11 protein-coding genes and 1 pseudogene are annotated in these 13,347 nt (G+C 71.6%); 7 read left to right on the top strand and 5 right to left on the bottom strand.

Annotated features, from left to right (window positions below; genetic code table 11):
• Nucleotides 1-58: 58 nt before the first annotated feature.
• Entirely contained in the window at nucleotides 59-505 is a 447-nt protein-coding gene (locus tag H5407_RS20745) for a DUF883 family protein (RefSeq protein ID WP_183106402.1), read from the bottom strand.
• 192 nt (nucleotides 506-697) lie between these two features.
• On the opposite strand from H5407_RS20745, the gene glf reads away from it, so the two are divergent.
• Nucleotides 698-1,867 carry a UDP-galactopyranose mutase gene (gene glf / locus H5407_RS20740; RefSeq protein WP_183106401.1) on the top strand — a complete coding sequence of 390 codons (1,170 nt, stop codon included), beginning with the start codon at nucleotides 698-700 and terminating at the stop codon, nucleotides 1,865-1,867.
• Nucleotides 1,868-1,996: 129 nt separating this feature from the next.
• Here the strand turns inward: glf and H5407_RS20735 are convergent, their stop codons facing one another.
• A complete protein-coding gene (locus tag H5407_RS20735; RefSeq protein WP_220800720.1) occupies nucleotides 1,997-2,893 on the bottom strand; it encodes a YihY/virulence factor BrkB family protein in 897 nt (298 codons plus the stop codon).
• Between the two features lie 109 nt (nucleotides 2,894-3,002).
• On the opposite strand from H5407_RS20735, the gene H5407_RS20730 reads away from it, so the two are divergent.
• A complete protein-coding gene (locus H5407_RS20730; RefSeq protein ID WP_183106407.1) occupies nucleotides 3,003-3,275 on the top strand; it encodes a GlsB/YeaQ/YmgE family stress response membrane protein in 273 nt (90 codons plus the stop codon).
• 69 nt (nucleotides 3,276-3,344) lie between these two features.
• On the opposite strand, the pseudogene H5407_RS24480 reads toward H5407_RS20730, so the two are convergent.
• Nucleotides 3,345-4,511, bottom strand: a pseudogene (locus tag H5407_RS24480) (cation:proton antiporter); the annotation flags it as partial.
• A 112-nt stretch (nucleotides 4,512-4,623) separates the two neighbouring features.
• Nucleotides 4,624-6,114 carry a UDP-glucose/GDP-mannose dehydrogenase family protein gene (locus H5407_RS20725; protein ID WP_255501362.1) on the bottom strand — a complete coding sequence of 497 codons (1,491 nt, stop codon included), beginning with the start codon at nucleotides 6,112-6,114 and terminating at the stop codon, nucleotides 4,624-4,626.
• Nucleotides 6,115-6,289: 175 nt separating this feature from the next.
• Between H5407_RS20725 and H5407_RS20720 the strand changes: the two genes are divergently transcribed.
• From H5407_RS20720 to H5407_RS20700, 5 genes are all read left to right on the top strand, one after another.
• Entirely contained in the window at nucleotides 6,290-8,152 is a 1,863-nt protein-coding gene (locus H5407_RS20720) for a carbamoyltransferase C-terminal domain-containing protein (protein ID WP_183106399.1), read from the top strand.
• A gap of 69 nt (nucleotides 8,153-8,221) precedes the next feature.
• Nucleotides 8,222-8,419: a hypothetical protein gene (locus tag H5407_RS20715; protein ID WP_183106398.1), complete on the top strand. Its 198-nt coding sequence runs from the start codon at nucleotides 8,222-8,224 to the stop codon at nucleotides 8,417-8,419.
• 138 nt (nucleotides 8,420-8,557) lie between these two features.
• A complete protein-coding gene (locus H5407_RS20710) occupies nucleotides 8,558-9,223 on the top strand; it encodes an OmpA family protein (RefSeq protein WP_183106397.1) in 666 nt (221 codons plus the stop codon).
• A gap of 360 nt (nucleotides 9,224-9,583) precedes the next feature.
• Complete coding sequence (locus H5407_RS20705) at nucleotides 9,584-11,989, top strand: catalase (protein WP_183106396.1); 2,406 nt, start codon at nucleotides 9,584-9,586, stop codon at nucleotides 11,987-11,989.
• Between the two features lie 28 nt (nucleotides 11,990-12,017).
• Nucleotides 12,018-12,824 carry a DUF2334 domain-containing protein gene (locus tag H5407_RS20700; RefSeq protein WP_183106395.1) on the top strand — a complete coding sequence of 269 codons (807 nt, stop codon included), beginning with the start codon at nucleotides 12,018-12,020 and terminating at the stop codon, nucleotides 12,822-12,824.
• A 20-nt stretch (nucleotides 12,825-12,844) separates the two neighbouring features.
• On the opposite strand, the gene H5407_RS20695 is transcribed toward H5407_RS20700, so the two are convergent.
• A complete protein-coding gene (locus H5407_RS20695) occupies nucleotides 12,845-13,345 on the bottom strand; it encodes a phosphatase PAP2 family protein (protein WP_183106394.1) in 501 nt (166 codons plus the stop codon).
• Nucleotides 13,346-13,347: the final 2 nt, after the last annotated feature.

Raw genomic sequence — 13,347 nt, 5'->3', positions numbered from 1 at the left:
TGAGCCGCTGGGCCAGGCAGCCCGCGCTGGGCAGCCTGGCCGGCTCAAGGCCGCGGGTTCATCGGTTCAGCCGACCCAGCAGCAGGCCGACGGCGGCGGCCAGGGCCACCGCCGTCACTGGATGCTCACGCACGGTGCAGCGCAGGCTCTCGGCCCATTCCTCGCCATCCTCACGGACCAGATGGGCCTGGCGGCGCAGGGTGCTCCGGGTCGCGCTCACACCGTCCTGCAGGCGCTGCAGGCGCGGCGCGGCGGCCCCGGCCAGTCGGTCGATGCCGGCATGCAGACGCTCGACCCAACGGTCCAGCGCTTCCTTGCCCGAGCGCTCTGCACCCTCGGTGCCTACATGATGCTGATGCAGCGCGTTGCCGCCCTGGCCGCGGGCCGGGCGGTCTTCGCCCCCCGGGCTGAGCAGATCCTCGCTGCGCGGGACGCTGTCCCTTGACGCGCCGGACGCGCCGGTGGAACTCGGGGAAGACGATAGATTCGAAGCGGATGACGCCATGGCTCACCTCCTGTGTGCTTGCAATGCAGGGAACCGCCAGCCGGCGGCCAGCGGGGGTGAGGCCCCGCGGCAATCGACGTGCCGCATCGCCGCCGGGGTTGGCCGGGTCGGGAGCCTGCCCTCGGCATGGCATCACACGCCATCGAAGGGCTGCCGCAGCGGCCCGGGCACCCTGCTTGCCAACAGCACCGCATGCACAGCTACAGACAGCGCTTCCCCCAGCCTCCCGCCGGCGCAATGGGCTTCGACTACCTCGTGGTGGGTGCCGGCTTCGCAGGCAGCGTGATGGCGGAGCGGCTGGCCAGCCAGTCCGGCCAGCGCGTGCTGGTGGTGGACCGCCGGCCCCACGCGGGCGGCAATGCCTGGGACCACTACAACGCCGACGGCCTGCTGGTCCACCCCTACGGCCCGCACATCTTCCACACCAACTCGGCCGAGGTCTTCACCTACCTCTCGCAGTTCACCCGTTGGCGGCCCTACCAGCACCGGGTGCTGGCCAGCGTGGACGGCCAGCTGCTGCCCATGCCCATCAACCTGGACACCATCAACCAGCTCTACGGCCTGCGGCTCAGCAGCGCGGAGGTCGAGGCCTTCTTCCAGCAGCGCGCCGAGGCCGTGCCCTCGGTGCGGACGTCTGAGGACGTGGTGGTCGCGCGCGTCGGCCGCGAGCTCTACAACAAGTTCTTCCGCGGCTACACCCGCAAGCAATGGAACCTGGACCCCTCCGAGCTGGACGCCAGCGTCACCGCCCGCGTGCCTGTGCGCTGCAACCGCGACGGCCGCTACTTCACGGATACCTACCAGGCCATGCCCCTGCACGGCTACGCGCCGCTCTTCGATCGCCTCTTGGGCCATCCCAACATCCGGCTGATGCTCAACACCGACTACCGCGACATCGTGCACTGCGTGCCCTGGGGCCACATGATCTACACCGGCCCCATTGACAGCTTCTTCGAGCAATGCTTCGGCGCCCTGCCCTACCGCAGCCTGCGCTTCGAGCACCAGACCCTGCCCCTGCCCGGCGGCCGCGAGCACCTGCAGCCCTGCGCCACCATCAACCATCCCAACGACTACGCCTACACGCGGGTCACCGAGTTCAAGCACCTCACCGGCCAGCTGCATCCCGCCACGGCCGTGGTCTACGAGTACCCCCAGGCCCAGGGCGACCCCTACTACCCGGTGCCCCGCGCGGAGAACACGGCCCTGTACCGCCGCTACGAGGCCGAGGCCGTGCAGCTGAAGGACGTCACCTTCATCGGCCGCCTGGCCAGCTACAAGTACTACAACATGGATCAGGTAGTGGCTCAGTCATTGAGCCAGTACCGGCATCTTCGGCAGCTGGGGCTGCCCGGCACGCCGTGAAGCGCCGCCAGCCTCGGCAGCAGCAGGCCGCCCGGCCGCGCGCGACACCAGCCGTTCCCTGTCCCGCGGCCGTTGAGTCCTTGTCCACGGCCGGTGAGGAAGATCCGGGCGCCGCGGTGGACAGCCTGGTCAGCCCGGGGCATCCGGTGCCGGGGGCCGGCCAGGTTGGCGAGGCCGGCCCTGTGCCGCCCGACGCCGGGCGCCCGCCCGAGTGAGCTCGGCGCCATACAGGAAGATCAGCGCGGCGTAGTACACCCACAGCAGCAACACCACCAGGAAGCCCGCTGCGCCGAAGGGCGAGGCCAGTCCGCTGTGCGCGATGTACAGCGCGATCAAGGACTTGCCCAGGGTGAACAGCAGGGCCGCCAGGGCCGCACCACCCAGCACCTCGCGCCAGCGCAGCTGCACCTGGGGCACCCATTTGTAGATCATGCCGAACATCGCGCTCACCAGGATCCAGCTCAGCCCGAAGTCCAGCCCCTGCGCCAGCGGCAGCCACAGGTGCGCCCAGGGATCCCAGCGCTCGCGCAGGGCCGCCAGCGTCGCGCTGGCCAGCAGCGAGACGATCAGCAAGAACCCCAGGCTCAGCACCAGGCCCAGGGCCCGCAGACGCGATCGCAGGACCTTCCAGCCCCCGCCGCGGCCCTGGTGGGCGATGCGCCAGATCCTGTCCATGGCGTTCTGCAGCTCGCCGAACACCGTGGTCGCGCCCACCAGCAGGCTCAGCACGCCCAGCGCCACGCCCAGCAGCCCGGCCGCTGGGCGATCCAGGCTGCTCAGCATGGCGTCCAGCAGCAGCGCGATGTCAGGCCCGGCCAGCGCGCCGAACTGCGCCAGGATGGCCGCGCGCGCGGCCGGCGCACCAAAGACCAGGCCGGCCAGCGAGATCACGATCAGCAGCAGGGGCGTGAGCGAGAACAGGGTGTAGAAGGACAGGGCCGCGCCCATGCTGGGAGCGTAGTCGTCCAGCCAGGCATTGGCGGCGCCGGCGAAGTCTTGCCAGACGGCGCCTGCGAGACCGCGCAAGCCAGGCGCGTCCTCACGGTCTGCTTGCGGCGCGGGGGCCGCACCCGGTGGCACAGGGATTGCCGGAGTCACGGGCCTGGCCCCATCGGGCCTTATAGGAGGATTCTTCATGGTCAATCTCATCGTGCTGCTCGTCATGGGTGGTCTGATCGGCTGGGTGGCCAGCCTGCTGATGCGTACGGACGGACAGCAGGGCCTGCTGCTCAACGTCGTCGTGGGCATCGTGGGTGCCGCCATCGCCGGCATCTTCATTTCGCCCATCCTGGGCATTCCGACGATCAACCAGGGCGTCTTCAACATCGGGGCGCTGGCCGTGTCGCTGCTGGGCGCCGTCATCCTGCTGGCCATCGTCAATCTGGTGCGCCGCGGGCGCGCGCGTTGAGGCCCCGTCGGCGGGTTCAGGCTGCCGCGGCCCCGGGCCGCGGCGCTGTCGATAGGCGGTCATCATGGGCGTCACCGAGATCCCGTGAAGCAGGATGGACAAGGCCACGCTGAGCAGCGTCGCCGCGATCAGGGTCTCGGCCACCGGGCCGCTCAGGCCGTTCTCCAGGGCCACGCTCAGGTAGAACAGCGAGCCCAGCCCGCGAATGCCGAACCAGGCCAGCAGGCGGCGCTGCCCAGGCAGCAAGTCCTGTCCCCTCAGCAGCGGCAACACTGACAGCGGCCGCACCACCAACATCAGGACCAGGGCGAATGCCAGCGTCCATGCCGTGAGGCGCACGCTGTGCAGGGCCAGGCCCAGGGCCAGCACCGACACCGCCTCCACCAGGCGCTCGATGCGCGAGCCAAAGGCATGCAAGCGCTCGGGCAGGGAGGAGCCGGCGTCTGCGGAGGTCTCGTCGCGCAAGGCTTGCAGCAGGACCAGGCCGGTGCAGAAGACCACAAGAAAGGTCGAGGTGAGGGTCAGCCGCGCAAGACCGCAGGCCAGGACCACGGTGCCGGCGTAGAGGAGCTCGTCACGCACCAGCAGCTCGCCCTGCACCCAGCGCAGGCACAGCAGGCGTCCCAGCAGCGCCCCCAGGCCAAGGCCCAGCAGGGCGCCGCCAGTCATGGGCCACAGCAGATCCTGCAGCCACCAGCGCGGGCTTTCCAGCGGCCCGCCAACGCCCAGCGCATGCAGGCCCAGCAGGCCCAGGGCCAGCATCACGGCGGGGAACACGCTGCTGTCGTTGAGCGCGCCTTCGGCCGTGAGAGCCAGCCGCAGCGCGTCGCGGTCGGACTCCGAACGGACCTGCACCTCCGAGGCCAGCACCGGGTCGGTGGGCGCCAGGATGCAGGCCAGCAACAGGGCGGCCGGCCAGGGCAGCGCCAGCAGATACACGCCCGCCGCACAACCCAGGCCCATGGCCAGCACCACCCCGGGGCCCGCCATCAGCAGGGCCAGCCGCCAGGGATGCAACTGGGGTCCCACGCGCAGGCGCAGGCCCACGGCGAACAGCGACATCAGCAGGGCCAGCTCGGTCCCCAGGGCCAGGAGGGAGGCATGCCGCGTCCACAGGTCCATGGGCGGCGCGCCCAACACCAGGCCGGCCAGCCAGCCGGCGACCAGGTAGACCACTGCCGCCGTCAGCGGCAGCCGCCGCAGCAGACGATGCGAGAGCGCCAGCGCCAGCAGCACCGCGCCGAAGAGCAGCAGCAGTTCGGTCAACACCGCTGCACTCCAGCCCCGGCGGGTCGCTGTCCGTCCCGGAGGCGACGCTGTGCCACGGACAGGGCCATGGGCGCCGCTCTCAGCCGGCCAACCGTGCGCTGACGGCGTGATCCGACCGGCGCGGCCAGGCGCAGGCCGGGGCTTCCTGGGTCGGCCTCCCGGCCGGGGCCTGCGGCCAGGCCTCGACCGGGGGCACCACGGCCTTCGCGACGGCCCGCCCGATGCCGCGGTACTGCAGGCCCGCAGCCGCCAGCTGCGGGCCATCCAGGGCATTGCGGCCGTCGAGAACCAGCGCCCCTCGCAGGCGGGCGCGCAGGGCCTCGCCCGGCAGCGCGGCGAACTGCGGCCAGTCGGTGACCAGCAGCAGGGCATCAGCCTGCTGCAGCGCCTCAAGGGCCGAGCCCGCCAGCTGGAAGCCGGGCAGCTCGCCCAGCGCCTCGAGTGCGGCCGCTCCGGCCATGGGGTCGTAGGCCTGCACCTGGGCGCCGCGCAGGCTCAGGGCCCGCACCAGGGCCAGGGCGGGGGACTCCCGCACGTCATCGGTCTGCGGCTTGAAGGCCAGGCCCCAGACCGCGATGCAGCGGCCGCGCAGGTCCTCGCCCAGCGCCTCGCAGACCCGGGCCTCCAGCAGGCCCACCATGCGCTCGTTGCTGGCCGCGATGGCATCAAGCATGGGCGTGGCATGGCCCAGGATGGCGGCGCTGTGGCGCAGGGCGCGCAGGTCCTTGGGCAGGCAGGAACCGCCGAAGCCGCAGCCGGCGCGCAGGAATAGCGGGCCGATGCGTGGGTCGCGTCCCAGGCCCTCGCGCACCTGCTCGATGTCGGCTCCCAGGCCCTCGGCCAGCAGGGCCAGCTCGTTCATCAGGCTCAGGCGCGCGGCCAGCATGACATTGGCCGCGTACTTGCACAGCTCGGCGCTGCGCAGATCCATGGCCAGGAAGGGCCGCTGGGCGGACAGCAGGGGAGCATGCAGCTCGCGCAGCAGCTCGAGCAGCCGCGCATCGTCACTGCCGGCGACCACGCGCTCGGGCCGCAGGAAGTCCTGCACGGCCAGGCCCTCGCGCAGGAACTCGGGATTGGAGGCCACCGCCAGCGCCCAGCACGCCCCCCGCTGCGCCAGACGCTCGCGGATGCGCTGGCGCACGCGCTCGCCCGTGCCCACGGGCACGGTGCTCTTCATCACCACCTGACGCGGGCCCGGCATGTGACGACCGATGTCGTCGGCCACCTGCATCACCTGCCCCAGCTCCGCCGCGCCATCCGCCGCGGTGGGCGTGCCGACCGCGATGAACAGCACATCGCCATGGTTCACCGCTGCCCGCGCCGAGCTGCTGAAGCGCAGGCGGCCGGTGCGCAGTTGCTCCTGCAGCAGTTCGCCCAGCAGGGGCTCATGGAAGGGCAGGCGTCCGCGGCGCAGCTGGCGCAGCCGGCGTGGCTGGCTGTCCACGCAGACGACTTCGTGGCCCAGCCAGGCCAGGCAGGCCGCGCTGACCAGGCCCACATACCCCGCGCCGAACACAGCAAGGTGCCGCGGCGCCGAGGAGGATCCATTCATCATCGGGCCGTCCATCGGCACTCCTTCCTGCGGGTCGATCACCGGCGGTGGCAGACCGCATGCCCGGCCCATGCCCGAGCCGGCGATGAACAAGCTTGCGGCAGGATTTGCGCAGCGCCCCCGGGCAGGTCACGCGAGGAGAGGGCATCGCGATTGCCAAGCCTCGCCGCCTCCACCGCAGGACCTGCGCATGATCACCCTGGGACTGAACGCCTGCTTCCATGATCCCGCCGCCGCGCTGATGCACGACGGCCAGCTCATCGCCGCCGCGGAGGAAGAGCGCTTCACCCGGGTCAAGCACGGCAAGCGCCCCCTGCCCTTCACCGCCTGGGAGCTGCCCTGGCATGCCGTCGATTACTGCCTGGCCGCAGCCGGCATCACCCTGGCCGAGGTGGACCATGTGGCCTACAGCTTCAATCCCCGGCTCTTCATCGGCGCCCGCGCCCGCGACGGCAGCCTGCGCCTGCCGCTGGAGCCCTCAGCCGAGGACAGGGGGCCCTGGGAGAGCCCCTGGGACCCGCTCTTCGCCAGCTATGTGAGTTGCGCGCCGCGACTGCTGGTGGACGCGGTGCCTCACCACCTCCGCTCTCGCTTCGCGGGCGTCCGGCACGATCAGGCGCCCTACGAGTGGCACTTTGTCGCCCACCACCTCTGCCACCAGGCCAGCGCCTTCCTGGCCTCGCCCTTCGAGCGCTGCGCGGTGATGACGCTGGACGGCCGCGGCGAGCGCGCCACCACCACTTATGGCCGCTACCACGACGAGCGCTACAGCGCGCTGGGCGAGGTCCTGCTGCCGCATTCCCTGGGCCTGCTCTACGAGTCCGTCACCGCCCACCTGGGCTTTCTTCACTCCAGCGACGAGTACAAGGTCATGGCGCTGGCCGCGCTGGGCACGCCGCGCTATGCGGGCCTGCTGCGCGAGCACCTGCGCACCGGCGAGCAGGGCCAGTACGAGCTGATGCCAATGGACATGGAGCGGGCCTTCGGACCCGCCCGTCAGAGCGGCAGCCGGCTGGACGAACGCCAGCTGGACCTCGCCGCCTCGTTGCAGGACCTGCTGGAGGAGACCGTGCTCCAGCTGGCGCGCTGGCTGCGCGAGGCCAGCGGCGAACGCCATCTGGCCATGGCCGGCGGGGTGGCGCTGAACTGCGTGATGAACGCCCGGCTGCGTGACAGTGGGCTCTTCGACGGCGTCTGGGTCCAGCCCGCAGCGGGCGACGCCGGCACCGCCCTGGGCGCGGCGCTGTGGGTCGATGCCCGCGAACGCCAGCAGGAAGACGGCGCCGACTCCTCCCTGGACCGCCTGGCCGGCACCCGGGCCACGGCCTCCGCGCCCATCTACCCGCTGGCACCGCGGCGCTGGCAGATGGAGCATGTCTACTACGGCCCCAGCTTCGAGGACCAGGAGATCGAGGCCCTGCTGCAGTGGGCGCGTCTGGACTACGAGTGCATGGACGACGTCGCCGGACGCACGGCCGAGCTGCTGGCGGCGCATCGCATCGTGGGCTGGTTCCAGGGCCGCATGGAGTTTGGCCCGCGGGCCCTGGGGGCGCGGTCCATCCTGGCCTCGCCCGTCGATCCCGCCATGCAGGCGCGGCTCAACGAGCTGAAGGACCGTGAGGATTTCCGCCCCGTCGCACCCGCCGTGCCGCTGGAGGCATTTGGCGACTGGTTCGAGCCGGGGCCGCTGGACGAACTGGGCGCCCCCTTCATGCTGTTCGTCCATCGCCTGCGGCCCGGGCGGCGGGCACAGATCCCCTCCGCCTGCCACACCGACCAGACCGCTCGGGTGCAGACGGTCAGCGCCGGGAGCCATCCGCTCTTCCATGCCCTGCTCAAGGCCTTCGGCCGCCGCAGCGGCGTGCCGGTGCTCATCAACACCTCCTTCAATGTGCGCGGGCAGCCCATGGTCTGCACACCGCGCCAGGCCCTGGAGGCCTTCGTCAGCACGCCGCTGGACGCTCTGGTGATCGGCCGCTTCCTGGTGGTCAAGCCCGAACTGAAGGCCCTGTCGCCGGCCCCTGTGGCGCCCATTCGAGAGCCGGGCGTATGAAGTGCCGGCACGGTGCTTGCCCCGTGCCGGCCGTGGGCGCCAAAGGCGGCGCCCGAAGACAGGAAGCCCATGAACACGCCCATGCACCAGAACCACGCCATGGCGGGTGACGACGACCGCGAGGACGCCGCAGCTGCGGCCCATGCCTCCCGTTCCCACCATGCACCCGACGATCCCCGCAGCTGGCCGGCCACGCGCGGCCACGCCCGGCGCCGTCCTGCCGCGGAAGGTCCGCCCCAGGAACCGCCTGACGGGGAGAACGACTGACCCCACCGAGCTCCCTCGGGACGCCGTCTGGCGCCCCTTTTGGCCCGGGTTTACACAGCCCGGGCCCTTTCTCTCCACAGCCGCCTGTGGTGCCTCTTCACGTTACGCGGCCCCGTCTTGGGGCCAGGGAGACTTGCCATGCCTCGTCACCAGCAACACCTGACCCTGAGCGGCAGCAGCTGCCTCTTGCTCATCGCCGCCGTTTGCGCAGCCACGGGCTGCGCCTCCATGGATGAAAGCGGGCGCCGCACGGCCACCGGCGCCGCCGTGGGCGCAACCGCGGGCGCCGTGCTGAGCTCCGCCACCGGCGGCAAGGCCAGCACCGGCGCCGTTGTCGGCGGCGTCCTGGGCGCTGTGGCCGGACATGCCTGGTCTCGGCGCATGGAGGAGAAGCAGCGAGCCTTGCAGCAGGCCAGCGCCGGCACCGGCGTCGAGGTCAGCCGAACGCAAGACAACCTGCTGCGGCTTCACGTGCCCGGCGACCTCTCCTTCGACACCGGCCGCGCCGACCTCCGGCCGTCCATGCGGCCGGTACTGGACCAGTTCGCCCACGAATTCAGGGACGGCATGCAGCTCACCATCGTCGGCCACACTGACAACAGCGGGAACGACGCGCTCAACCAGCCCCTGTCCACCCAGCGGGCCGAGACCGTGCGGGACTACCTCGCCGCGCGCGGCGTGCCCAGCACCCACATGACGGTGGCCGGCCGCGGCTCGCGCGAGCCGCTGGTCAGCAATGACACGGAGCAGGGGCGCGAACGCAACCGGCGCGTCGAGATCCTGCTCAGCGAGCGCGGCAGCTGAGGCCTCCTCCTCAAGGCCGCTGCGGCGGACTGCTCACCTTGCCCCCGGCCTTGCGGGCGCGTGACGGGCCGATGGTGATCGGTCTGCTGCGGCGCCGAGACCGTCTTGCCGCACTTCGCCATGGAGCTCTCCTGCGGCCGCACCGGGCCCCGCCCCGCCCCCCACCGGCACCGGGCCGGTCAACCGAAACCGTCTGAAGGACTGCCGATGGCCAGCCGAAAATCCCCTCCTCCGTCTGATGATGGCACTCCCACCAGCCCGGCGCGAAAGACCGCCTCCCGCGCTGCCCCGCCCCACCGCAGCGGCAGCGGCAGCAGTCCGCCGTCGGCCACCACGTCGCTGCCCCCCGTGGGCTCGGCCATGAGCACCCTCTCCGGCCCGGCACGGCTGGAGGCCGAATCGCTGGACGCCCAGGGCCAGCAGACCGAATCACAGGTCCGGCTGCTGCGCCGCGCCGTGGGAATCCAAACCCTCGCAGCCTCCATGCCCAGCAACCACCACAAGGCCGCGGAGTACGGTCGCACGCAGGCCCTGGACCCCCTGGCGGGCGAGCAGATCGTCACGGCCGACGAGCTGGTCACGGCGAGCACCATCACCGAGGACTGGTCCTCCCACAAGGTGGGCGATGGCCAGCAGGAGACCGGCTACAACGCCAGCAACGAGTCCCTGGACCGCGTTCGCACCGACGCCACCGGGCAGGCGCTGTCCACCAACCAGGGCGTCCGCATCGCCGACAACCAGAACTCGCTGAAAGCTGGCCTGCGTGGACCCTCGCTGCTGGAGGACTTCATCCTGCGCGAGAAGCTGACCCACTTCGACCACGAGCGCATCCCCGAGCGCGTGGTCCATGCGCGCGGCTCCGGAGCCCACGGCTACTTCGAGTGCTACGACCCGCTGCTGGAGCTCACGCAGGCCGCGCCTTTTGCGTCCGCCGGCAAGCGCACGCCGGTCTTCGTGCGCTTCTCCACCGTGGCTGGCGAACGCGGATCGGCCGACACCGTGCGCGACGCGCGCGGCTTCGCCGTCAAGTTCTACACCGAGGACGGCAACTGGGACCTGGTGGGCAACAACATCCCCGTCTTCTTCATCCAGGACGCGATGAAGTTCCCCGACCTCGTGCATGCCCTGAAGCCCGAACCGCACCATGCCATGCCCCAGGCCTCCAGCGCGCACGACACCTTCTGGGACTTCGTCTCCCTGAGCCCGGAGTCCACGCACATGCTGATGTGGGTGATGTCGGACCGCGCTCTGCCGCGCAGCTACCGCATGATGCAGGGCTTCGGCGTGCACACCTTCCGCCTGGTCAATGCCCAGGGCGAGGCGCGGCTGTGCAAGTTCCACTGGACCCCGGTGGCCGGCACGCATTCGCTGCTGTGGGACGAGGCGGTGAAGATCGCCGGCGCCGACCCCGACTTTCACCGCCGCGACCTCTGGGAAGCCATCGAGGCCGGCCTGCAGCCCGAGTGGGAGCTGGGCCTGCAGGTCTTCACCGAGGAAGAGGCGCAGGCCTTCGACTTCGACGTGCTGGACCCCACCAAGCTGGTCCCGGAGGAGCTGGTGCCGGTGCGGCCCGTGGGCCGCCTGGTGCTGACGCGCAACCCGGACAACTTCTTCGCAGAAACCGAGCAGGTGGCCTTCTGCACGGCCCACATCATTCCCGGCATCGACTTCAGCAGCGACCCGCTGCTGCAGGGCCGCATCCATTCCTACGTCGATACCCAGCTGACCCGCCTGGGTGGTCCCAACTTCCATGAGATCCCCATCAACACGCCCACCGCGCAGGTGCACAACCACCAGCGCGACGGCCTGCATCGCCAGGTGATCGCCCGCGGCCGCGTGGCCTACGAGCCCAACTCCCTGGGAGGCGGCTGCCCCTTCCAGGCGGGACGCGCCGGTTTCGTCAGCGTCCCAGAGCCCGTGCAGGGCGAAAAGCTGCGCGCCAAGCCCGAGCGCTTTGCCGAGCACCATGCACAGGCGCGCCTGTTCTGGCGCAGCCAGACCCCGGTGGAGCAGGCGCATCTGGTGGCGGCCTTCCGCTTCGAACTCTCGCGGGTTCAGGTGGCGGCGGTGCGCTCGCGAGTGCTGTCCCAACTGGCCTGCGTGGATGCACGACTGGCCGGCGCCGTGGCCGCCGGCCTGGGCCTGCCTGTGCCGGAGCCCGCGCCCCTGCTGGTGCCCGCGAGTCAGGAGAGCGAGACCGATCCGCCCGCCTCGGCCGGCCTGTCCCTGATGGCGCGCCCGGGAGAGGGCACCCTGGCCGGGCGCCGCGTCGCCCTGCTGAGCCACGCAGGCATGGATGTCGCCGGCATGCGCAGCGTCCACGCGGCCCTGCTGGCGGCAGGCGCCGTGCCGCGCTTCATCGGCCGCCGCCTGGGGGCGTTGGAGCCGCACCTGGAGGGCGAGACCCTGCCCGTCGAGGTCACGCTGGAGGCCGCGCCCTCGGTGCTGTGGGACGCCCTGGTCCTGCCCGACGGCCCCGCGGGCGACGGCCGCGGCCTGCCCCTGCAGCGCCAACCCGACCTCGTGGACTTCGTGCGGGACCAGTTCCGCCACTGCAAGCCCCTGCTGATGCTGGGCGACGCGGCCGAACTGCTGCGGGCGGCCGGCGTGCCCGAGACCCTGCTCGACGGCGACCCGCAGCTGGGCCTGTTCCGCTGCGAGACGCCGCGCGATCCAGCGTTGCAGATCGATGCCGATTCGGTGGCCAGCTTCATCGCCGCGCTGGCCCGCCATCGCCACTTCGAGCGGGAGGCCCTGGGTGACTGAGGCATCACGGAGAACCCCCGGCATCAGGGTGGCAACACCTGACCCCGCCTTCCTGCCCACGTCCCATGCGTTGCCGCAGGAGCTGCAGGGCCTGGCCCCGCGCCTGCTGACGGCGGTGCTCCATGACGTCGCCCCCGCGACCTGGGCCGACTGCCGCAGCCTGGTCGATCAGCTGGACGAGATGGGCATACGCCCCCTGAGCCTGCTGGCGGTGCCGCGCTACCACGGCAGCCCGCGTGACCCCGCCTTTGAACGCTGGCTGCTGCGCCGCGCCGCCGCGGGCGACGAGCTGGTGCTGCATGGGTACGAGCACCGGGACCCCCTGCTGCCCCAGGGCGGCTGGCAACGACTGAGGCGCCAGTGGTACACACACGGCGAGGGCGAGTTCTCCGCCCTGCCTTATGCCGAGGCCCGGCGACGGCTGACGGCGGGGCGGCGCTGGCTGGAGTCCATGGGCGTGCGGCCTGCCGGCTTCGTGCCGCCGGCCTGGCTCATGAGCGCCGGCAGCTGGCAGGCCTTGCGCGAGCAGCCCCTGCTCTACACCTGCACGCTGCGCCAGGTGGTGCTGCTGCCCGAGGGCCCGACGCTGAGCGCGATGGCTCAGGTCTGGAGCGCCCGCAGTCCCTGGCGGCGCATGGCCTCGGACTGGTGGAATGCCGGCCTTCTGCGCCTGCAGGCCGAGCGCCCGCTGCTGCGCCTGGAGCTGCATCCCCTGGACGCGCGCCATGCCCTGCCGCGGCGCTCCTGGCATGAGGTCGCCACGGCGGCCATGGCCCAGCGCCGCCAGCCCGTCACGCTGCTGCAGGTGGCCCGGCTGCTGGAGAGTACCGCCTGAGTCCTGCGCCGGCGCAGCCCTCAGCCCCCCAACTGCCGCAGCACCAGCAGGCACAAGCTGCCGCCCATGAGGCCCAGCAGCGCCGCAGCCAGCACATCGCTGGGGTAGTGCAGACCCAGCACCACGCGGGACAGGCCGATGGCCAGGCTCAGCGGCCACAGCAGCCAGCCCCAGTGTGGGTCCTGCGCCGTCAGCACCAGGCTGAAGGCCAGGGCATGCAGGGTGTGGCCGCTGGGAACACTGTGACAGTCCAGCCGTGATTCAAGGGCCCGCACATCCTCACAGCATTCAAAGGGCCTCGCGCGGGCGAAGACCGCCTTGAGCAGGCCCACTAGCGCGACATGCAGGCCGCCCATGGCCGCCAGGGCCAGCGCCAGCCCGTAGCGACCGCCGGGCCAGGCCTGCAGCACGATGAGCAGGGCCCAAAGCGGCCCATTGCCCGCCCAGCCGGCCGTGGCTTCGCTGGGCCTCGCGGGGCCACGGCCGGGACGCTCGCGCGAGGGCAGCGCGGGGGTGTCCATGT

The organism is Mitsuaria sp. WAJ17, from assembly GCF_014174515.1.
In the GTDB taxonomy this organism is placed as follows: domain Bacteria; phylum Pseudomonadota; class Gammaproteobacteria; order Burkholderiales; family Burkholderiaceae_C; genus Roseateles_B.
The sequence above is the reverse complement of the archived record's forward strand: the minus strand, read 5'-3'. Positions and strand labels throughout refer to the sequence as shown.